Raw genomic sequence first — 21,454 nt, forward strand, 5'->3', positions numbered from 1 at the left:
AGGGTACTCACATTGTTTTTATGCTCAAACACGCTCAAGGATCATGGCAATGCCCTGACCCACACCGATGCACATCGTACACAGCGCGTAGCGCCCGCCGCGTCGGTGCAGTTCGTTACTCGCGGCCAGCGCCAGCCTGGCGCCGCTCATGCCCAGCGGGTGGCCCAGCGCAATCGCGCCACCGTTCGGGTTGACGTGCGCGGCATCATCCGGCAGGCCCAGCTGACGCAGCACGCCCAGCGCCTGCGCGGCAAAAGCTTCGTTAAGCTCGATGACGTCCATATCGTGAATACTGAGTCCGGCGCGCTCCAGCACCTTACGGGTAGCGGGTACCGGGCCGAGCCCCATCAGACGGGGCTCCACGCCTGCCGTCGCCATCGCCACGATCCGCGTGCGCGGGACTACCCCCTGCGCCAGCGCCATCTTCTCGCTGGCGACGATAAGCGCCGCCGCGCCGTCGTTGACGCCGGAGGCATTGCCCGCCGTGACCACCCCGTTCTTACGGAACGGCGTTTTCAGACCGGCAAGCTGTTCGAGCGTGGTGTCGGCGCGCGGATGTTCATCCACGCTGAACTCGTTGACCGTCCCTTTTTTGCCCGGCACCGGCACCGGGACAATCTCCTGCGCCAGAATGCCGTTCTGCTGCGCCTGCGCGGTACGCTGCTGGCTGCGCAGGGCAAACGCGTCCTGATCGGCACGGCTGATATTTAACAATTCAGCTACATTCTCTGCCGTTTCCGGCATACTGTCAGTTCCGAATTGCTGATGCATGAGCGGATTCACAAATCGCCAGCCGATGGTGGTATCGAAGATCTCCGCCTGTCGCTGAAACGCCGCGGTGGCTTTGCCCATCACAAACGGCGCGCGGGACATCGACTCCACGCCGCCCGCAATCAGCAGGTCGCCGTCGCCCGCCTTAATGGCGCGCGCGGCAAAACCAATCGCGTCCAGCCCGGACCCGCACAGGCGGTTGATCGTCGTGCCGGAGACCGTCTGCGGCAGACCGGCCAGCAGCGACGACATGCGCGCCACGTTGCGGTTATCTTCCCCCGCCTGGTTGGCGCAGCCGAATATCACGTCGTCAATCCGCTCCGGATCGAGCTGCGGGTAGCGGGCCAGCAGCGCGCGCAGCGGCACGGCGCCGAGATCGTCAGTTCGAACGGCGGAAAGCGCGCCACCGTAGCGGCCCACCGGGGTTCGAACGCCATCACAAATAAATGCGTCACGCATCAGGCCTCTCCTGTCACGCTGCCGCCGATGCGGTGAGATTTTCCGCGAAAAAGGGCGACGGTTTTCTGTTGTTGGTTCTGAATTTCAATGTCATACACGCCGGTCAGTTTGCCCTGATGCTTCACCCGCGCGGTGGCGGTGAGCGTGTCCCCTGCGAAGCCCGGACGCAGAAAGTCAATCGAGCAGCCGGAGGCTACCGCCGCCAGCCCCTGGCTGTTGCAGGCGTAGGCAAAAGCGGTGTCTGCCAGCGAAAACAGCTGTCCGCCGTGGCAGGTTTTATGGCCATTCAGCATCTGCGGGGTGATGGTCATGGTTACCACCGCGTAGCCCTCGTCCATCTCGACAATGTCCATCCCCATCGCCTGCGCGCAGGCGTCCCGTTCGTACATGGTGCGGGCGTTATGCCAGGCGTTATGACTCATAGCTACTCTCCAGAAGCGCGCGCTGGCGCAGCAGTGAACAGGGGCGATAGCGCTCTTCGCCGTAATGACGCTGCAGGTTCTCCAGCAGCGTCAGCAGGCGCTGCCAGCCCAGGCGCTCGCCCCAGGCGATCGGCCCGCTCGGGTAGTTCACGCCCAGGCGCATGGCGGTATCAATGTCCTTCTCGCTGGCGACCCCTTTTTGCAGGGCATCCAGCGCCTCGTTGGCAATCATCGCCAGCGTTCGCCAGATCAGCAGGCCGGGATAATCGGCGATTTGCACCACCCGGAGCCCCTGCTGCTGCAGGTAGTGAATGGCTTTTTGCGTCGCGGTATGCGGGTTGCTGGCCGCGGCGGCAATGACCGCCACGTCGCGCTCAATGCGGTCGACCACCACCACCGGGCCGTTGAGCCGCAGCGCCAGCGCCTGCGCGGTCTCCCCCTGCGTTTCAATCAGGTACACATCATCAATTTCTGTGACACTGTCACGTATTTTTTCCACGCGCATCGGGCTATAGCTGTCGATCACCGCCTTGACCCACTGCACGTCGGGTTTGGCACCCTGCCAGTCGTAAACGCCCTTCCCGCTCTTTTTGCCCAGCCTGCCTGCCAGCACCAGCTCCTGCTGAACCAGCGAAGGCAGAAAACGACGCTCCTGCCAGAAGGCGTTAAAGACCGAGCAGGTCACCGCAAAGTTCACGTCCTGACCAATCATGTCGGTCAGCTCCAGCGGCCCCATCGGGAAGCCGCCGCCTTCGCGCAGGGCGGCGTCAATCACCTCCGGCGGGGCAACCTGTTCTTCCAGCGCGCGCCAGGCCTCGGAATAGAACGGACGCGCAACGCGGTTGACGATGAACCCCGGCGTGGACTGGCAGCGAACGGGCTGTTTGCCCCAGTTCAGCGCCAGCTCGCACAGCGCGTCGGCCACTTCCGGGGAGGTCGCCAGCCCGCTGACCACCTCCACCAGCTTCATCACCGGCGCCGGGTTAAAGAAGTGCAGCCCTGCGACCCGCTCCGGGTGGTGGACGTCCGCCGCAATCGCCGTGACGGAGATGGACGAGGTATTGCTGGTCAGCACCGTCTGCGGCGGGCAGATCTCAGCCAGCTGCGCAAACAGCGCCTTTTTCACCTCCAGCCGCTCGGATGCCGCTTCAATCACCAGTTCGGCTGTGGAGAGCGCGGTGATATCCGTGACGGGAAGCAGCCGGGCAAGGATCTGGCTCCCGGCATCGGCAGAGAGTTTTCCCCGCGTTACCCGGGAGGCCAGACGCTGGCGGATCCCGTCGATGGCGCGCGATATCGCATCGCTGGAGATGTCGTAGATCAGCACCGGATGACCGTGGCTGGCCGCCACTTCGGCAATGCCGGCGCCCATCGTGCCGCTGCCGATCACGGCGACAGTCCGTATGTTCAGCATCTTATTTCCCCGTAAAGTTCGGCGCGCGCTTTGCCAGGAAGGCGCTGACGCCCTCGCGGTAGTCGTCGCTGCGCCCGGCCAGGCGCTGATAGTCACGCTCCAGATCGAGCTGGGCGTCCAGGGTATTGGTTTCCGCAGCATTGATCGCCTGCTTGATCAGCCCCAGGCCGAAGGTCGGCTGCGACGCAAAATGCAGGGCCATCTGCTGCGCCGTAGTGGAGAGCTCTTCGTCATCGACCACCTGCCAGATCATGCCCCACGCTTGCGCCTGTTCGGCGCTGAGCTTGTCGCCGAGCAGCGCCAGCCCCATGGCGCGGGCGCGTCCGGCCACGCGCGGCAGCAGCCAGGTGCCGCCGCAGTCCGGCACCAGGCCGAGCTTGCTGAAGGCCATCACGAAGCTGGCGGAGCGCGCCGCAATCACCATGTCGCACCCGAGCGCCAGCGTGGCGCCAGCGCCCGCCGCCACGCCGTTAACGGCACAGATGACCGGCTTCGGCAGCTTTGCCAGGCGGCGCACGAGCGGGTTGTAGAAGGTTTCAACGGACATGCCCAGATCCGGCGCCGGGCCGTTAGGGTCGACGTTGCGGTCGTTGAGGTCCTGACCGGCGCAAAAGCCGCGTCCTGCCCCGGTGATCAGCAGGCAGCGGATAGTGTCATCGCGCTCGGCCTGTTTCAGGCACTCGGCCAGCTGCCGGTGCATGACGTCGTTAAAGCTGTTCAGACGCTCCGGACGGTTCAGCGTAATGGTCATCACGCCCTGTTCTACATGACTGAGAATAAATTCCACAATTAGCGTCCTTTAAAGTCGGGGGTGCGTTTTTGTAAGAAGGCGTCGATGCCTTCCCGGCGGTCTTCGGTGGCAGAAAGCAGCGTAAACAGCTGGCGCTCCTGGGCCAGACCGGCCTGGAGCGGCACCTCCTGGGACTGGCGCAGCGCCTGCTTCGCCGCCTGCAGCGCCAGCGGCGAGTGGCGCGCCATTCGTGCCGCCTGCTTCAGGGCATACTCCAGCGTCAGCGCCGCCGGGAAAACGTCACTCACCAGCCCGGCGTTCAGCGCCTGCTCTGCGGTAATGCTCTCGCCGGTCAGCACCATTTTGCTGGCCAGGGATTTACCGACGCTGCGGATAAGACGCTGAGTGCCGCCCGCGCCGGGCATGATGCCGAGCGTGATTTCCGGCAGGCCGAAACGGGCGTTGTCACCGGCAATCACCACGTCGCACAGCAGCGCCAGCTCGCAGCCCGCCCCCAGCGCGAAGCCATTTACGGCGGCGATCAGCGGTTTAGGAAACGCGTTGATCCGCGCCCACAGCTGCGGGCGAATATCGTTCAGAGTGGCAGGCAGGTCTTTCTCCGCCATTTCGTTGAGATCGGCCCCGGCGGCAAAGCAGCGCTCGCTGCCGTAAATCACGCAGACGGCGATGTCGGCATCCACAGCGGCGGCCTCAAGCTGTTCCGTAAGCTGGGTCAACAGCGCGTTGTTGAGGGCGTTGCGCGCCGCCGGACGGTTCAGCGTCAGCTGCAGCACGCGGCCATGACGGGTAATAATCAGTTCGCTCATGCCATCCCCTTCGCGTCAAAGTCGACGATCACGTCGGCGGTTAACGGCAGCGACTGGCAGCTCAGCACATACCCGGCGGCCAGCTCGTCCGGCTCCAGGCTGTAGTTGGTCGCCATGTCCACCTTCCCGCGCAGCACTTTGCATTTACAGGTGGCGCACACGCCGCCCTTGCAGGCATACGGCAGATCCGCCCCCTGACGCAGGGCGGCATCCAGAATGCTTTCGTCGTCCGCCGCCAGGGTGATTTCACGGTCGCGCCCGTCCTGGCGAACGGTCACTTTCTGTCCTTCTGCCTGCACGTGCGCCGCGCGCTTAACGGTGATTCCGGAGGTGTTAAAGCGCTCAAGGTGAATGAATTTGTCCGGCATCCCCAGCGCCTTCAGCGTGGCTTCCGCGTCGTCCATCATGGCAGACGGGCCGCAGATAAACGCCTCGTCATACTGGCGGAAGTTGATCAGGATTTTCGCCAGCGCCTGCAGCTTTTCCCCGTCGATGCGGCCATAGAGCAGGTCGCTGTCCAGCCGCTCCTGGCTGAAGATAGAGAGCAGCTGCAGCCGCTGCGGGTATTTGTCCTTCAGGTCCGCCAGCGCCTGGCGGAACATCATGCTCTGGCTGCTGCGGTTGCCGTAGATCAGGGTGAAATGGCTGTTCGGTTCGGTCGCAAGCGTCGCGGAGATAATCGCCAGCATCGGGGTGATCCCGGAGCCTGCCGCAATCGCCAGGTAGTGGCCTTCGTGTTCGGCCCGGGGCTGGTAGCCAAACTGACCCTGAGGAACCATCACCTCCAGCGCCATGCCCGCTTTGATCTCATCCCGGGCATAGCGGGAGAAGCGCCCGCCCTCAATCGCTTTGACCGCCACGCTGATTTCGCCCGGGGCGGTACTCCGGCAGATGGAGTAGCAGCGGCGCAGCTCGTCCCCGCCAAGCGTCGTTTTTAACGTCAGGTGCTGACCGGGACGGAAGCGGTAGGCCTCCTGCAGGGCCTTCGGCACCGCAAAGGTGATGGTCACCGCGTCGCGGGTTTCGGGTTCCACTTTTGCCACTGTTAATGAATGAAACGTTGTCATGGCAGCCTCAAATACATTTGAAATAGTCGAAGGGCTCACGGCAGGAATTGCAGCGGTAGAGCGCTTTGCAGGCCGTCGAGCCAAATTCACTGATAAGCGCGGTGTCGGTGCTGGCGCAGCGCGGACAGCTCACCTCCACCGGCGCGTGCGCGTGACAGCTATGCCCCACGGGCGGACTGATGCCGTACGCCCGCAGGCGCTCGCGCGCGTCGGGGGTCATCCAGTCGGTGGTCCATGCGGGTTCAAGCTGGAGCACAATGTGCACCGGGGTAAAGCCGTGCGCGGTCATCGCCTCGCGGATCGCCCCCAGCAGGTGTTCCGTCGCCGGGCAGCCCGAGTAGGTCGGCGTGAAGCCGATAACCCAGCCTTCACCCTGCGCCTTCACGCTGCGCACCATGCCTAAATCGGTGATGGTTAACACCGGCACTTCCGGATCGGGGATCTGGCTTAACAGCGCCCAGATCTGCGGGATTTGCGCAGGCGAGATGTCGACGAGGCGTTGCATAGCGTTCTCCTTTACCACTGCTGACCGGGATACGCGCGCTGGAGATACTGCATTTCCGCCAGCATCGGGCCCAGATGTTCGGTATGCAGCCCCTGCTTGCCCCCGGTGCGGTACGCCACCTCGGCGGGCACCTGCAGGCAGGCTTCATTCAGACCGGCATACACTTCGCTTTCCCACGGCTGACGCAGGAGGCGCGGGTCAACCGCCACGCCGGACTCAATCAGCTCAAGCTCGACCTCATCGGCGTCAAACAGCTCCGCCGTAAAACGCCACAGGCTGTCGATGGCCTGCTGCATTTTTTGCGCAGACGTTTCTGTCCCGTCGCCCAGACGCACCAGCCAGCCGCGGCTGAAGCGCAGGTGGTAGCGCGCCTCTTTAATCGCCTTGGCGGCAATGGCGGCAAGCTGGCCGTCGCGGCTTTGGGTCAGGCGTTCATACAGCGCCACGTTCCAGGCATCCATCAGGTACTGGCGGGCAAGGGTGTCGGCGAAGCTGCCGTTCGGCTGCTCCACCAGCAGCACATTGCGGAACTGGCGCTCGTCGCGGCCAAACGCCAGCGTGTCTTCATCGCCCTGGCCTTCCCGCTCCGCGGCATAGGTCAGGAAATTGCGCGCCTGGCCCAGCAGGTCGAGGCCGATATTGGCGAGCGCGAGGTCGATTTCCAGCTCCGGCGCGTGGCCGCACCAGGCACCGAGACGCTGGGAGAGCACCAGACCGTTGTCGCCCAGACGCAGGGCATAGGCAGTCACTGAGTTCATTCTTTGCCTCACATATGCTCGATGCCGTCAGGGATGGTGTAGAACGTCGGGTGGCGGTAAACCTTGCTTTCCGCCGGGTCGAAGAACTCGCCGCGCTCTTCCGGCTGGGAGGCGACAATCTCGCTCGCCTTCACCACCCAGATAGAGCAGCCTTCGCTGCGGCGGGTATAGGCATCACGCGCATTTTCCAGCGCCATGCGATCGTCGGCGGCATGCAGACTGCCCACGTGACGGTGGGACAACCCCTGTTTGCTGCGTACGAACACTTCGTACAGCGGCCAGTAGACATTGCTCATGGTTATTTCCTCTTAAGCGGCCTGACGGGCGCGCTGTTTTTCGGCGTGCGCCAGCGCGGCTTCACGCACCCACGCGCCCTCTTCCCAGGCTTTACGTTTCGCGGCCAGGCGTTCGTGGTTGCAGATGCCGCGCCCGTTAATGACCTCGTCAAACTCCTGCCAGTCGATCTCGCCGAAGCGATAATGACCGCGCTCTTCATCAAAATGCAGGTCGGGATCGGGCACCGTCATGCCCAGCATCTCCACCTGCGGCACCGTGTTGTCGACAAAGCGCTGGCGCAGCTCGTCGTTGCCAAAGCGTTTGATTTTCCAGGCCAGGCTGCGGGCGCTGTTCGGCGAATTGTCGTCGTTCGGCCCGAACATCATCAGCGCGGGCCACCAGAAGCGGTTGATGGCGTCCTGCAGCATCTGGCGCTGAGCCTCGCTGCCCTGCGCCAGCGCCATGCAGGCTTCAAAGCCCTGGCGCTGGTGGAAGCTCTCTTCTTTACAGATTTTCACCATCGCGCGGGCATACGGACCGTAAGAGGTGCGGCACAGCGCCACCTGGTTGACGATGGCGGCGCCGTCCACCAGCCAGCCGATCACGCCGATATCGGCCCAGCTCAGGGTCGGATAGTTGAAGATGGAGGAGTATTTCATCTTGCCGTCGAGCATCTTCTGGTAGATGTCTTCCCGCGCGCAGCCCAGCGTTTCCGCCGCGCTGTAGAGGTAAAGCCCGTGTCCGGCTTCGTCCTGCACCTTCGCCAGCAGGATCGCCTTGCGGCGCAGCGTCGGGGCCCGGGCGATCCAGTTCCCTTCCGGCAGCATGCCGACAATTTCGGAGTGCGCATGCTGGCCAATCTGGCGGATCAACGTCTTACGGTAGGCGTCAGGCATCCAGTCCTGAGGCTCAATCGCCGTCTCCTGCGCTATGCGCTGCTCAAACCGTTGTTCTTGCGTCACGTCATCACCTTTATGATTCGTTAGTTTGCAAACTAAAGCGTAATGTTGAATCACTTTGTTTTTTAAAAGTTACACAAAGGTTAAATATAACCCCAAGAATTGTTTCCTTGTTTTGTGATGCTGCTCGCAAGGCTTTTGCTGAAAGCCTTGATAAGCGGGCCTTGGTATTCTGTGATTCATCCATCAAGATCACATCGTTAACAATTCATTAAAAACTCAACTTGATTTTTATGATTCACGATCAAACTATTAATGGGTAAACAACGTAACATTTGGAGATAAGCGATGCAGCAGTTAGCCAGCTTCTTGTCCGGCACCTGGCAGTCTGGCCGGGGCCGCGAACGCACTATTCATCACGCCATCAGTGGCGAAGCGCTGTGGAGCGTGACCAGCGAAGGGCTGGACATGGCGGCCGCCCGTCGCTATGCGATTGAGCGCGGCGGCGAAGCGCTTCACGCGATGACCTTTATCGAACGCGCGGCCATGCTGAAGGCGGTGGCAAAGCATCTGCTTAACGAGAAAGAGACGTTTTATGCTCTGTCCGCCCAGACCGGGGCGACGAAAGCAGACAGCTGGGTCGATATCGAAGGCGGGATCGGCACCCTCTTCACTTACGCCAGCCTGGGCAGCCGCGAGCTGCCGGATGACACCGTGTGGCCGGAAGACGAGCCGATCCCGCTGTCAAAAGAAGGCGGCTTTGCCGCGCGTCACGTCCTGACCTCGAAGTCCGGCGTGGCGGTGCACATCAACGCCTTTAACTTCCCCAGCTGGGGAATGCTGGAAAAACTGGCCCCGACCTGGCTTGCGGGCATGCCCGCCATCATCAAACCTGCCACCGCTACCGCGCAGGTGACGCAGGCGATGGTGAAATCCATCGTCGACAGCGGGCTGGTGCCGGACGGCGCTATCAGCCTGATCTGCGGCGGTGCGGGGGATCTGCTCGACCAGCTCGACAGCCAGGACGTGGTCACCTTTACGGGCTCCGCCAGCACCGGGCAAAGCCTGCGCGTGCACCCGAATATTGTGGCGAATGCCATTCCGTTCACGATGGAAGCCGACTCCCTGAACTGCTGCGTGCTGGGGGAAGACGTCACGCCGGAGCAGCCGGAGTTCGCCCTGTTCATTCGGGAAGTGGTCCGCGAGATGACCGCCAAAGCCGGGCAGAAATGTACGGCCATCCGCCGCATTATCGTCCCGCAGAGCCAGATTGACGCCGTGAGCCAGGCGCTGGTTGCCCGCCTGGAAAAGGTGGCGGTGGGCGACCCGGCGCAGGAAGGGGTAAAGATGGGCGCGCTGGTCAACGCCGAACAGCGCGCGGACGTGCAGGAGAAAGTGGATCACCTGATCGCCGCAGGCTGCCAGGTCCGCCTGGGAGGCAAAGCGGATTTGCAGGCCGCGGGCGCGTTCTTCCCGCCGACCCTGCTGTTCTGCCCGCAGCCGGATGAAACCCCTGCCGTCCACGCAACGGAGGCTTTCGGGCCGGTCGCGACCCTGATGCCGTATCGCAACGCACAGCACGCAATGCAGCTTGCCCGCGCGGGCGGCGGCAGCCTGGCGGGCACGCTGGTCACCGCAGACCTGGACATTGCCCGCCAGTTTATTCTCGGCGCGGCGCGCGCCCACGGGCGTATTCAGATCCTCAACGAGGAAGCCTCGAAAGAATCCACCGGCCACGGTTCCCCGCTGCCACAGCTAGTGCACGGCGGTCCCGGACGTGCGGGTGGCGGCGAGGAGCTGGGTGGCCTGCGCGCGGTCAAACACTATATGCAGCGCACCGCCATTCAGGGCAGTCCGACCATGCTGGCCGCCATCGGCAAGCAGTGGGTGCGTGGCGCAGCGGTGCAGGAAGATCGCGTGCATCCGTTCCGCAAATACTTTGAGGAGCTGCAGCCGGGCGACAGCCTGCTGACGCCGCGCCGCACCCTGACGGAAGCGGACATCGTGAATTTTGCCTGCCTGAGCGGCGACCACTTTTACGCCCATATGGACAAGATCGGCGCGGCAGAGTCGATCTTTGGCGAGCGCGTGGTGCACGGCTACTTCCTGATTTCCGCCGCGGCAGGGCTGTTCGTTGATGCGGGCGTTGGGCCTGTCATTGCCAACTACGGCATGGAAAACCTGCGCTTTATCGAGCCGGTTAAACCGGGCGATACCATTCAGGTGCGTCTGACCTGCAAGCGTAAAACGCTGAAGAAACAACGCAGTGCCGAGGAAAAACCAACCGGCGTGGTGGAATGGGCGGTTGAGATCTTCAACCAGCACCAGCAGGCCGTGGCGCTCTACTCCATCCTGACGCTGGTGGCGCGCCAGCAGGGGGATTTCTGACACCTTCCCTTCACCGCCTTACCTGCCGGGTGGCGCGATGCTTACCCGGCCTACGACGACCAGCCGGGGTGTGACATCGCCCCGCTCTTTTTTTAACCTGGCAAGACTGGCAAATAATCTGGCAGATGCAGGCAAACGCTTTTCTCAGGCGCCTGTCAGGATAGGGCTGTCACAACACTATAAACACAACAAGATGAGGTCTACGATGGGAAGCAATTCTTCTTTTTCTGCCCGTAGAACAGCGCTGGCTATGGCCGTTGCGCTGTGTTGCGCCTGGCAATCCCCTGTTTTCGCCCACGGCAGCGAGGCGCATATGGTCCCGATGGACAAAACGCTGCAGGACTTTGGCGCCGACGTTCAGTGGGATGATTACGCACAGATGTTTACCATTGCGAAAGACGGCGCCTTTGTGAAGGTCAAACCGGGCGCTAAAACCGCTATCGTCAACGGGAAAACCCTCAAGCTCGAGGTGCCGGTGGTGATGAAAGGCAAGAAAGCCTTTATCTCTGACAGCTTCATCAATGATGTTTTCCAGTCCGGTCTTGACCAGACTTTCCAGGTTGAAAAACGCCCTCACCCGCTGAACGCGCTGACGGCGGACGAAATTAAGCAAGCCGTTGAGATTGTCAAAGCCTCGGCGGATTTTAAACCGAATACCCGCTTTACCCAGATTGCCCTTGCTGAGCCAGAGAAAGCCAAAGTGTGGGACTTTGTGCTTAACGGTACGGCTGTGGATGCCCCGCGTCAGGCAAAGATTGTGATGCTCGATGGCAAGCACGTTATCGAAAGCGTGGTGGATCTGAAGGATAAAAAAATCCTGCGCTGGGAGCCGGTGAAAGACGCGCACGGCATGGTGCTGCTGGATGATTTCACTGCGGTGCAGCAGATCGTTAACGAGAGCACGGAGTTTGCCGAGGTGCTTAAAAAACACGGCATCACCGACCCGAAAAAAGTGATTACCACGCCGCTGACCGTCGGCTATTTCGACGGTAAAGACGGCCTGAAGCAGGAAGATCGCCTGCTGAAGGTGGTGAGCTATCTCGACGTCGGCGACGGCAACTACTGGGCGCACCCGATTGAGAACCTGGTGGCCGTGGTCGATCTTGAGCAGAAAAAAATCCAGAAGATTGAAGAAGGCGCCGTTGTTCCGGTCCCGATGACGCCGCGCCCCTACGATGGCCGCGACCGTATAGAGACGCCGAAAAAACCGCTCGACATCATTGAGCCGGAAGGCAAGAACTACACTATTACCGGCGATATGGTGCACTGGCAGAACTGGGATTTCCACCTGAGCCTGGACTCCCGCGTCGGCCCGATGATTTCAACCGTCACGTATAACGACAACGGCAAAAAACGCCAGATTATGTATCAGGGGTCGCTCGGCGGCATGATCGTCCCTTACGGCGATCCGGACGTGGGCTGGTACTTCAAGGCCTATCTTGATTCCGGCGACTACGGCATGGGCACCCTGACCTCGCCGCTGGTGCGCGGGAAAGACGTGCCGTCCAACGCGGTGATGCTCAACGAAACTATCCCGGATTACACCGGCGCGCCGATGGAGATCCCGCGCGCGATAGCGATTTTCGAACGCTACGCGGGGCCGGAATATAAGCATCAGGAGATGGGCCAGCCTAACGTCAGCACCGAGCGCCGCGAACTGGTGGTGCGCTGGGTGAGTACCGTGGGCAACTACGATTACATCTTCGACTGGGTGTTCCATGAAAATGGCACCATCGGCATTGACGCCGGGGCGACGGGTATCGAGGCGGTGAAAGGCGTGCAGGCGAAAACCATGCACGACGCCACCGCTAAAGATGACACTAAATACGGTACGCTGATCGACCACAACATCGTGGGCACCACGCACCAGCACATCTACAACTTCCGTCTTGATATGGACGTGGACGGCATCAACAACAAGCTGGTGGCCATGGATCCGGAAGTGAAGCCGAATACCGCCGGGGGCCCGCGCACCAGCACAATGCAGATTAATCAGTACGATATTGATACCGAGCAGCAGGCGGCACAGAAGTTCGACCCGGGCACCATTCGACTGCTGAGCAACACAAGTAAAGAGAACCGCATGGGCAACCCGGTCTCATACCAGATTATCCCTTACGCGGGGGGCACGCACCCGGTGGCGACCGGCGCGAAATTTGCCCCGGACGAGTGGATCTACCATCGCCTGAGCTTTATGGACAAACAGCTGTGGGTGACCCGTTATCATCCGGATGAGCTCTACCCGGAAGGGAAATTCCCGAACCGCTCCATCCACGACACGGGCCTTGGGCAGTACAGCAAGGATAACGAGTCGCTGAACGATCAGGATGACGTGGTCTGGATGACCACCGGCACCACCCACGTGGCGCGCGCGGAGGAGTGGCCGATCATGCCGACGGAATGGGTGCATACCCTGCTTAAACCGTGGAATTTCTTCGACGAGACGCCAACGCTCGGGAAGAAAAAAGACGAAAAATAACCATCCGCCGGGCAATTGCCCGGTTTTTTTTGCCCTGGCGTTTGAGGATCGTCCTGGCTTGCTTATAGTTACTGATATCTCACCTGCATGATTTATCCCCCGGACGGGAAAGGGCTTTATGGAAAAAAGAAAAAAACCGACGCTGGAACGGGCAACCTGGCCAACGCGCCAGGCCATGGTCATGCATGGACTGGCGATGAACCTGCCGTGGCTGGCCTTCGTCAATATCAGCTTCGCGGTGATGATTCTGCTGCGACACGTTCTGCTTAAGGCCAGCGATCCCCTTTATCCCCACTCGCCGCAGCTGACGAGAATCGTCGATGCCTCCATGCTCGGTATTATCATCCTCTCGGCTGCGCTGATCCTTATGGCCTGGCGGCGCATCGCCGGCATCAGCGTGGTGTTGTTTATCTGCAGCGCCATCTGGTCGGTCTCCTGCTTCTGGTTTATCACCCAACTGCTGCTGCCGCACGTCTGGCCGCTGTGCGTTATTCTGTTACTCGCCGGTTTGACGGCGCTCTATTTCTACCCTGAAGGGCTGCTCGCCTTTGTGCTCCCGCTCTGGATCACCCTGCCGATAGCAAGCTGGATACGAAACGATGGTCTCAACCTTCACTTCGTTGTCATCTGGAGCGTCTTTACGCTGATCCTGATCTGCGGGCGTTTTATTCTGCTGAGCTGGTTTGACGAAGCCTGGCGACGTAACCAGCAGAATCAGCTGCTGATTTCGCGGCTGGATGCGCTGGCGCATCAGGACCCGTTAACCAAAACCGCCAATCGACGGAAAATGGAGGTGGTGCTGGAGAACGCGGTTGAGCAGAAGAAGCCCTTCTCGCTGATTATGCTGGATATCGACTACTTCAAGCGCTACAACGACACCTACGGGCACCAGGCGGGTGACGACTGTCTGACGCGCGTGGCGCGCGTGCTTAAGCAGTCGGTGCGCACACCTGAGGATGTGGTGTCACGCTACGGCGGCGAAGAGTTTCTGGTGATTCTGTTTAATTGCCCGGAGAACATCGCTGAAAAGGTCGCCCTGCGTATCCAGGACGGCCTTCGCGCAGAGGCCATACCGCACGGCGCCTCGACGGTCAGCGACCATGTCACCGTGAGCATGGGGATTGCGGGGATGGCGGGGGGACTCGCGGGCACCGAGATTATCGCCCGCGCCGATGCGGCGCTGTATCGGGCGAAAGAGGCCGGGCGGGATCGGTGGTCGCTGTAGATAAAAGCCGGGTGGCGCTGCGCTTACCCAGCCTACGGTTCGAGTCGTTGTAGGCCGGGTAAGGCGTAGCCGCCACCCGGCTTGCTTTTTAATACCGCACGCACACCGACTTGGTTTCACACCAGCCGTCCAGCCAGTCCGGACCGAAGTCACGCCCTGTCCCGGACTGCTTCATCCCGCCGAACGGCAGGTTGGCGTCGATCAGCGTATGGCTGTTCACCCACACGGTGCCCGCCTGCAGCCTGTCGGTGTACTCCAGCGCCTTGCTGATATTCTGCGTCCAGACGCTGGCCGTCAGGCCATATTCGGTGTCGTTTGCCAGCTGGAGCGCCTCTTCCCCGTCGGCGACGCGTACCAGGTTGACCACCGGACCGAATACTTCTTCGCGGGTGAGCCGCAGCGAGGCATCCGGGTTCACCACCAGCGTCGGCGACACGTAATAGCCTTTGCCCTCCGGACCACGGTTACCGACGATCAGCTCCGCGTTGCGCGACGTCGCCTCATCAAGGAAAGACTGCACCTTGTCGCAGTGCGCACGTGACACCAGTGGGTTGATAAGCGCCTCCGGCGACATGCCCGGCCCGACGCTCAGGGATTTCACCGCCTGTTCGAACCCGCCGACCAGCGTGTCAAACAGCGGCGCCTCTATGTAGATACGCGAGCTGGCCGCGCACACCTGCCCCTGGTTCAGGAAGCTGCCGGTCATCAGGCCTTCGATCACCCACGCCGGGTCCGCATCCTTGAGCACAATTGCCGGGTTTTTCCCGCCGAGCTCGAGGGTCACGCCGGTGAGCGTATCCGCCGCCGCGCGGGCAATTTGCTTACCCGTCGCCGTTGAGCCGGTAAAGCTCACCTTCGCGATATGCGGGTGCGAGGTCAGCGCTGCGCCACACACCGCGCCGCTGCCGGTCACCACGTTGAACACCCCGTCCGGGATGCCCGCTTCACTGGCGAGTTCCGCCACGCGCAGCAGGGTCAGCGGCGTGGTTTCCGACGGCTTAATGACGATAGAGCAGCCCGCGGCCAGCGCTGGCATCACTTTCCACATGCCGATCATCAGCGGGAAGTTCCAGGGCACGATCCCGGCCACCACGCCAACCGGCTCTTTCCGCGTCCACGCCTGATAGCGTGCCCCCTGCGGTAGCGGGATGGAGAGATCGAGGGTTTTGCCCGCAATTTTGGTGGTCAGCCCGGCGGTATAGCGCATCCAGTTCAGGGTGCAGCCGACTTCAAAGGCACGGGAGATGTTGATGGACTTGCCCTGCTCCAGCGTTTCAAGCTGAGCCAGCTCCTCGCCGTGCTTTTCAACGAGATCGGCGAAATGGAGCAGGATCCGCTCGCGCTCCGCCGGGAGTTTTCCGGCCCAGGTACGGGCCACATAGGCGCGCCAGCCGGACATGACGGCACGATCAACGTCGTCGACGCTGGCGTCGGCAGTTGAGGCAATCACCTCGCCCGTGGCCGGGTTGTAGACATTAAGCCGCTTTTCACTGTCCGACGCGGCCTGACGCCCTTCAATCCACAGGCCATGCTGTCGGTCTAAAAATTGTTGCACGGCAGGCTGAATAGCCACCAGTGATTCAGACATAGGATACTCCTTCGTTATTCTTCGCAGGGTGTTCATCCAGTCTAAGAGGGGTTTTGCATTCTCGCTTTTGTCTCTGTGACATTCGCTTTGCCACCTGTGACAGGCGCCGCAAATCGCGATAATTGCCGCTTATATCGCTGTTACCGGTGAGTGTTCTTTCCTATAGTCAGCCTCATAGCTCTGACAAAATGCAACACAAATGCAACAATGCGAAAACGTTGACGGTGCAGTGAGAGAAACGATGGCGTGTGCAAGCGAGCAGGAACAGTATCAGCAGTGGCTGGCGCAAATTAACCAGGTTTGCGGGCGTTTTAACGCGCAGCCCACCGGGGGCAGATTCTACGGCGAGCTGGAGACCAGCTATGCGCGCAGCCTGAAGCTCAGCACCGTCACCGCCGGTGGTGTCAACCTGTTCCGCTCCCGTGAGGAGATCAAACAGAGTAACGATGCCTGGTTCTATACCGTGTTTCAGCTCGAAGGCAGCGCGGAGATTGAGCAGGATGACCGTCGCGCGGTACTCAGAACCGGGGATATCACGCTGATTGACGCCTCACGCCCCTGCTCGATCAACTGGCAGGAAAAATCCCGCCAGATTTCGCTCCTGGTTCCCCGTCAGATTATTGAGCAGCAGTGCCGTTTTCAGGAGATAAGCTGCGCCACCGCCCTTTCCCGCACGCTGCCCACGGTGCAGCTGAGCCATCGCCTGTTGATGGAGAGCATGAGCAATGCCAGCCTGAGTGACCGGGAGAGCGAAGCGGCGCTCGAAGCGATGATTTGCCTGCTGCGCCCCGCTTTCCAGCAGCGCGAAATCATTCAGCCGCGTAAGGAGCGCCAGTTCCAGCATGTGGTGGCGCTGATTGACGACCATATTCAGTCTGAATCGCTGCGTCCGGAGTGGATTGCCGCCGAGAGCGGAATGTCCGTGCGCAGCCTCTATCGCATGTTTGCCGAGAAGGGGCTTGTGGTTGCGCAGTACATTAAAAACCGCCGCCTGGATCGCTGCGCGGAGGTGCTGCGCGCAGCCGGTGATGACGAAAAGCTGGCGGGCATTGGCTACAGCTGGGGGTTCACCGACCATAGCCATTTTTCAACGGCGTTTAAGCAGCGCTTTGGCGTTTCGCCGGGTGAATATCGCAAGCGCTACCGCTAGCTATTTTTTCAGCCATTTTCCGTTAATGCCCTTCACATACTCGCCCGGCTGGGCGCGAGCAACCAGTTTTTGCCCTGCCATTTTGGCCACTTCATCGACCGGCAAATTATTGCTGTCAGCCAGCTTCTGGTAGCTTTCCGTGCGCGCCGCGTTGATGCGATTGACCAGCGCCAGCGTTTCGGCATCCTGTTGAATCGGGGCCAGATAACCGCTGAGGGTTTCCCCCACGCGCCCCTGGGCCCGGGCATCGTTGAGGGTGAGCGTAGCCGCCTGTACGTTCATCCCCAGCGCCAGCAAAATCAGAGCTACTCGTTTCATGGCATCCTCAGAACAGATCGCTGCGCGATTTCAGCAGGGTTTCAACGTCTTTATCGACCTTAATGTGGATCTCATGTTCGATTTTGACATTCATGTTGATGGTAATCGGCTCCTTTGGCGCAGCGACTTCAATGCGCGGCGTACAGCCGGACAGTAGCGCGGCAACGGCAACGGTGAGCGCACCAGCCATCTTTTTCATTGTTATTCCTCACTTTCCTTGCCAGTCGAACTGCGGAGACCGGGTATCGCCGCGTGTTGCTCAAACCAGGTTTGCAGGTTGTCTCCAAAACGCAGGCTGCGCCAGAGGGTAAAGACATTCTCGTCATGGGTATAGTTCAGGTTGACGGAGCTGCTTTTGCCATCGACCCTGCTGGTCCCCTTGATGGTCGCCTGCATGGTTAATTCACCCAGGTTATCTAAATTGATTCTCGTCCACGAACGCGAAATTTCCATATAGCGGAGCCAGTTAATCGCGGCGCCCGCGACCATATTGTCTTTCACGATGGCGTCGGCCGTATCTTTGTCGATGCGAAGCGTCATTGGCCCCGGGTTGGTCAGCCAGCCATCCTTAATGATCCATTTTTCGTTGTCCAGCCAGAACGGCAGCGCCCCGCTGACCGGCCCCGACATGGCGAACTGTTTCGGATTGACGGCGCTAATCAGCTCGCTCGAGGAGATATTGTCCACCCGCAGCAGAGCCGGATCGTGCTGCGGCATTCGCAGCTGCTGCATGGTGATCTTCCCGCCGAGGGTTTCCACCTTCACGTTGGTGAGCAGCAGCGGATTGTCCTCCGTCCAGGGATAATCGCCCTGTAAATCCGCGGTAATGTTGCGCGCGGTCACCAGGTTTACCACTTCACCGATGCGCAACGTGACCGGACCGCGCGTGCCCAGAGACCAGGTGCCCTCGCTGAAGCGGAACGGCAGCACAAAATCGACGCCGTTAATCTGGTTATCGGGCATCCAGGCGCTGCCGGATTTCAGCACTCCGTGCCCGCCCGCTTCAAAGCCCTGATCGGCCGCCGCCGAGAAGGCGACCTGCGCATAAAGCGCCCCGTCGCGCAGCGTCATTTTCCAGTCCGGCGGGATCAGCGGCTGGAATACGGCGAGGGACTGTTTCGGCCACCAGGCCTGCCCGCGAAGGCGCACGCCATCCCAGCGTCCGTTAACCTGTACCGGGCCGATGTTGTCCGCATGGAGGTCACCCTTAAACTGAAAAATCGTCGGGTCGGTGCCGTCGACGCTGAAGGTCAGGACCGAGGGCGGCAACACGCTGCCGCCGGAGAAACGGGTTTGCCCTGCGTTGAGCGACAACGCCCCACTGAAGGTTGGTTTTTCGGCATCGCGCAGCCAGCGTACAGGCCGATCCAGCACCAGACGCGGCGTGCTGACCTCCATCGTGCCATACTGAAGCTTGTCAAAGCCGGTGGAGAGTGCCGTCAGCTCAATAAGGTTGTCGCGCCACTCGCCTTTCCCGGCGACATCCCAGCGGGCATGCATCGGCGTAAAGCCGCCTTTGCCCCAGTAGCGCCACTGCCACAGGCCGTTATCGGGTAAAAAGTCGTTGGCCTGACCGTCCAGGTGGAGTTCAAAATCGCCCATCTCGTTTTCATGGGCGCGCAGAATCGCCTGTAAACGACCGTCCACCCCCTTCCGGGTGAGCTTCACGCCCGCCAGCGGCCAGCGGATTTCATCGATATCGAGCGAGTCAATGATGCGCCCGCGCGAGCGAAGCAGCGCGCCCGGCTCAAAGGCGAGCTGCGGTTCATACAGGCTGCCGGTCAGTTTTGCCGGTAACTTGGCGTAAAGAATGAGATCGTTTTGCTTCGCCTCGCCGCTCAGGTGCAGGGGCATGTCGCTGTTTTCCATGCTGAGCCTGCCGGGCCCAATATTCAGTACCGCGTTGCCTTTACCCGCATCGCCTTGCGTCAAGACGTTCAGTCGTCCGGTCAGGGTGGCTTTCTCCAGCCCCTGCTGCCAGTTGTCGGCGCGAAGGGACACCCGCCCGCTCAGTGGCATACCCGAGAGATCCCAGTTCCAGCGCCCGTCGCTGATGTTGAGCTGTTGCGCCGTGATCTGCCACGGCAGGTCGAGAAGCGGATCGGGGTTGTCTCTCGCCATCACCACCAGCTGTCCCTGATTGTCTTCCCAGTCGAGATCGGCATCGACCAGAGACGTTAACTGTGGCACGTTAAAGGTCGCCACCGCGTGGCCTTTCACCGGCACGCCGTCCGGCACCAGCGGCAGGGTAAACTCGCCCACCAGCTTAATCGGCTGCGGCTGATCCGGGAGCTGAACATCGAACTGGCTGACCGAGAGCGTCTGACCGCGAAGCGTGCCTTTAATGCTGACCTGCTCGCCTTTATAGGCAATCTCCTGGCTGGAGGGGGTTAGCGACGCCTGCAGCTCGCCCTGCCACTGCTGCCAGGGCGACAGCGTCAGGCGGTGAATCGTGAGCCAGGTATTGGGTAACACAGCCTGCCATTGTGCCAGCGTTTTCGGGGCGACCGTTGAGGGCGCCGACTGGGGAATTTTGCTCAGGCAGACGGTGTTAAGATCCAGCGCGCCGATATCCAGCTTCCAGCGGCTGGGGTGTGACAGCGTCACGTTATCGATGCGGGCAATTTCGCAGTCTTCCACCAGATAGCGAAGATCGGGGATCACCAGCGCGCGGCGAGTCAGTTTCGGACTCTCTTCGAACGCGATGCGCGTCCCGACGGGAAGCCAGATCCCGGCGAGCGTCGGTACCCACTGAGCGAGCGTCATCAGCAGCGTCAGCGGCAACAATATGAACAGCAGTAAAAGCGCAAGAGCGGCTTTGTATTTACCCTTCATGGGCAGTTAATATCCTGATTTAGCGAAAGAATTAAGCCGGCAGTGCCGATCATTGTCGCATGTTTAGCGGTTGAGTTGAAGTTGACGCCAAGTTAAGAATAGATGCTGTAATAGTAAGCGGTAATTTTTTTGCTATGCGTAACCTAAAGAATATAGTTTCGGTTCAATTGGTTACGCATAAGTTCAAGAATAATCGCAGAGCAGATTTGCGACATTAATACCTATTCCGTGGCATTGCCAGCAGGTAAAGCATGGCGAATATCAATGACCCCCAATACACCGAGTCGTACCGCCAGGGATCAAAATCAATATGTAAAAAACCGCTAACAAACTCATAGCCGTTGGCAAAAACGTTAATTTGAATGGCTGCGATGGCTATCACAAATAGCGTATAGGCAATGAACAGAGGATATTTATGAAGCCTGTTGACCTTGAGTTTCCCGAGGTACAACAAGAAAAAAACGACAATAGATACAATAAAATAGCATACGGCAGGTAGAATCGGTGGGGTTAATGACAACTCGAATTGTTCCGACATAATTAATTCTCTTTAGCTATCTGGTACATCTGCCAACCTGTGACGCTTCCACTGGTTAAATCCAGAGCCATCGCTGTTTTAGAAGCCTCTTGCCATCCTCTGATATAATCAGATTCAATGTTGCGAAACAGACTCCAGGATTTTTCTCGGGGAGCCAGTACTCTCCTGCCCGCGCCATAGGCTGATAAAGAGATATCAACTACTCCATAGACAATATCAGCTTCATTATTCCCATAGCCGAGTTTCGCTGCTACGTAACGATAAGCATCTCTTAGCGTGCCAGACCGATCTTCACGATAAAGAAGATAGTATCCATTTTCATACATGTTGTTTAGCCCATGAGTAATCATAGGTGCACCATACGCAGCACAGGCCAGACCCAGCGAACCGACGCATAAACTAGCGCCCCCATACACTTGCGCCCCACCGGCAACGAAACCGATCTGTTTAAGCGCTAAAGTCGTCGTTGTTGTTCGGTTTTTTTCAACAACAATAAATAACTTAGCTTTATTGAAGGTGAGTAAATCATCCTGTTCCTTAAGATGATGTATCTGTTCATCAAGTAATTGAATCCCGCCTGACCAGGTCAAGCAATGCGACTCGATCTCCCTTCTCAGGTGAGCAACAAGTTGTTGAGTTTCAAAAAACATACCAGCGGTATCATAAAGCAAATGCTTTGTGGCAATTCGCTGCGCAAGATTTTCAATCTCTAAGACTTTCTCTTCGAAATGACTTTTATCCCGATTATGGTTGTACATTCGGTCTCCCTGTCATTTTAAAATGATAGTAATAATACTACCTTCGA

The 21,454-nt window shown here is 59.9% G+C and carries 21 protein-coding genes; 4 read left to right on the forward strand and 17 right to left on the reverse strand.

The window, feature by feature from the left end; genetic code table 11:
- Nucleotides 1-24: 24 nt before the first annotated feature.
- Genes pcaF through N6P30_RS16215 form a run of 11 tightly spaced genes read right to left on the reverse strand, consistent with a single transcriptional unit; the run spans nt 25 to nt 8,375 of the window.
- Nucleotides 25-1,230: a 3-oxoadipyl-CoA thiolase gene (gene pcaF / locus N6P30_RS16165; protein ID WP_023292526.1), complete on the reverse strand. Its 1,206-nt coding sequence runs from the start codon at nt 1,228-1,230 to the stop codon at nt 25-27.
- The gene (paaI, locus tag N6P30_RS16170; RefSeq protein ID WP_008502373.1) at nt 1,230-1,652 is read right to left on the reverse strand and encodes a hydroxyphenylacetyl-CoA thioesterase PaaI; all 423 of its coding nucleotides are present in this window, start codon (nt 1,650-1,652) and stop codon (nt 1,230-1,232) included. Before paaI ends, pcaF begins: the two co-directional genes overlap by 1 nt.
- On the reverse strand, nt 1,642-3,066 hold the full coding sequence (gene paaH / locus N6P30_RS16175) for a 3-hydroxyacyl-CoA dehydrogenase PaaH (RefSeq protein ID WP_023292527.1): 1,425 nt from the start codon (nt 3,064-3,066) through the stop codon (nt 1,642-1,644). Before paaH ends, paaI begins: the two co-directional genes overlap by 11 nt.
- A gap of 1 nt (nt 3,067) precedes the next feature.
- Entirely contained in the window at nt 3,068-3,856 is a 789-nt protein-coding gene (gene paaG, locus N6P30_RS16180) for a 2-(1,2-epoxy-1,2-dihydrophenyl)acetyl-CoA isomerase PaaG (protein ID WP_102000705.1), read from the reverse strand.
- Nucleotides 3,856-4,623 carry a 2,3-dehydroadipyl-CoA hydratase PaaF gene (paaF, locus tag N6P30_RS16185; protein WP_023292529.1) on the reverse strand — a complete coding sequence of 256 codons (768 nt, stop codon included), beginning with the start codon at nt 4,621-4,623 and terminating at the stop codon, nt 3,856-3,858. Before paaF ends, paaG begins: the two co-directional genes overlap by 1 nt.
- Complete coding sequence (paaE, locus tag N6P30_RS16190) at nt 4,620-5,690, reverse strand: 1,2-phenylacetyl-CoA epoxidase subunit PaaE (RefSeq protein ID WP_023292530.1); 1,071 nt, start codon at nt 5,688-5,690, stop codon at nt 4,620-4,622. Before paaE ends, paaF begins: the two co-directional genes overlap by 4 nt.
- A gap of 7 nt (nt 5,691-5,697) precedes the next feature.
- Complete coding sequence (gene paaD / locus N6P30_RS16195) at nt 5,698-6,195, reverse strand: 1,2-phenylacetyl-CoA epoxidase subunit PaaD (RefSeq protein WP_023292531.1); 498 nt, start codon at nt 6,193-6,195, stop codon at nt 5,698-5,700.
- 11 nt (nt 6,196-6,206) lie between these two features.
- The gene (paaC, locus tag N6P30_RS16200) at nt 6,207-6,953 is read right to left on the reverse strand and encodes a 1,2-phenylacetyl-CoA epoxidase subunit PaaC (RefSeq protein ID WP_023292532.1); all 747 of its coding nucleotides are present in this window, start codon (nt 6,951-6,953) and stop codon (nt 6,207-6,209) included.
- A gap of 8 nt (nt 6,954-6,961) precedes the next feature.
- Nucleotides 6,962-7,249 (reverse strand): 1,2-phenylacetyl-CoA epoxidase subunit PaaB, encoded by a 288-nt coding sequence (gene paaB / locus N6P30_RS16205; protein WP_008502380.1) that lies wholly within the window; start codon nt 7,247-7,249, stop codon nt 6,962-6,964.
- A gap of 12 nt (nt 7,250-7,261) precedes the next feature.
- On the reverse strand, nt 7,262-8,191 hold the full coding sequence (gene paaA, locus N6P30_RS16210; RefSeq protein ID WP_008502381.1) for a 1,2-phenylacetyl-CoA epoxidase subunit PaaA: 930 nt from the start codon (nt 8,189-8,191) through the stop codon (nt 7,262-7,264).
- 10 nt (nt 8,192-8,201) lie between these two features.
- Nucleotides 8,202-8,375 carry a hypothetical protein gene (locus tag N6P30_RS16215; protein WP_164085557.1) on the reverse strand — a complete coding sequence of 58 codons (174 nt, stop codon included), beginning with the start codon at nt 8,373-8,375 and terminating at the stop codon, nt 8,202-8,204.
- A 101-nt stretch (nt 8,376-8,476) separates the two neighbouring features.
- Here N6P30_RS16215 and paaZ point away from each other — a divergent pair, with 101 nt between their 5' ends.
- From paaZ to N6P30_RS16230, 3 genes are all read left to right on the forward strand, one after another.
- A complete protein-coding gene (gene paaZ / locus N6P30_RS16220) occupies nt 8,477-10,516 on the forward strand; it encodes a phenylacetic acid degradation bifunctional protein PaaZ (protein WP_023292533.1) in 2,040 nt (679 codons plus the stop codon).
- A gap of 205 nt (nt 10,517-10,721) precedes the next feature.
- Nucleotides 10,722-12,995, forward strand: a complete 2,274-nt coding sequence (gene tynA / locus N6P30_RS16225; protein ID WP_023327364.1) for a primary-amine oxidase — start codon at nt 10,722-10,724, stop codon at nt 12,993-12,995.
- Nucleotides 12,996-13,113: 118 nt separating this feature from the next.
- Nucleotides 13,114-14,220 (forward strand): GGDEF domain-containing protein, encoded by a 1,107-nt coding sequence (locus tag N6P30_RS16230; RefSeq protein ID WP_023344047.1) that lies wholly within the window; start codon nt 13,114-13,116, stop codon nt 14,218-14,220.
- Between the two features lie 88 nt (nt 14,221-14,308).
- On the opposite strand, the gene N6P30_RS16235 is transcribed toward N6P30_RS16230, so the two are convergent.
- Nucleotides 14,309-15,808: an aldehyde dehydrogenase family protein gene (locus N6P30_RS16235; protein WP_023292537.1), complete on the reverse strand. Its 1,500-nt coding sequence runs from the start codon at nt 15,806-15,808 to the stop codon at nt 14,309-14,311.
- Nucleotides 15,809-16,049: 241 nt separating this feature from the next.
- On the opposite strand from N6P30_RS16235, the gene feaR reads away from it, so the two are divergent.
- Entirely contained in the window at nt 16,050-16,958 is a 909-nt protein-coding gene (gene feaR, locus N6P30_RS16240; RefSeq protein ID WP_021241324.1) for a transcriptional regulator FeaR, read from the forward strand.
- Here feaR and N6P30_RS16245 read toward each other — a convergent pair whose 3' ends face one another.
- The 5 genes from N6P30_RS16245 to N6P30_RS16265 all read right to left on the reverse strand — a co-directional run bounded on the left by N6P30_RS16245 (nt 16,959) and on the right by N6P30_RS16265 (nt 21,407).
- On the reverse strand, nt 16,959-17,276 hold the full coding sequence (locus N6P30_RS16245) for a YdbL family protein (protein ID WP_008502387.1): 318 nt from the start codon (nt 17,274-17,276) through the stop codon (nt 16,959-16,961).
- 7 nt (nt 17,277-17,283) lie between these two features.
- Nucleotides 17,284-17,475 (reverse strand): YnbE family lipoprotein, encoded by a 192-nt coding sequence (locus N6P30_RS16250; RefSeq protein ID WP_008502388.1) that lies wholly within the window; start codon nt 17,473-17,475, stop codon nt 17,284-17,286.
- A 2-nt stretch (nt 17,476-17,477) separates the two neighbouring features.
- Nucleotides 17,478-20,111, reverse strand: coding sequence for a YdbH family protein (locus tag N6P30_RS16255; protein ID WP_023292538.1), 2,634 nt, complete (start codon nt 20,109-20,111; stop codon nt 17,478-17,480).
- Between the two features lie 214 nt (nt 20,112-20,325).
- Nucleotides 20,326-20,649 carry a hypothetical protein gene (locus N6P30_RS16260; RefSeq protein WP_008502390.1) on the reverse strand — a complete coding sequence of 108 codons (324 nt, stop codon included), beginning with the start codon at nt 20,647-20,649 and terminating at the stop codon, nt 20,326-20,328.
- A 2-nt stretch (nt 20,650-20,651) separates the two neighbouring features.
- A complete protein-coding gene (locus tag N6P30_RS16265; RefSeq protein WP_023292539.1) occupies nt 20,652-21,407 on the reverse strand; it encodes a DUF4225 domain-containing protein in 756 nt (251 codons plus the stop codon).
- Nucleotides 21,408-21,454: the final 47 nt, after the last annotated feature.

The organism is Enterobacter sp. PL1 (genome assembly GCF_945957325.1).
In the GTDB taxonomy this organism is placed as follows: Bacteria; Pseudomonadota; Gammaproteobacteria; order Enterobacterales; family Enterobacteriaceae; genus Enterobacter; species Enterobacter roggenkampii.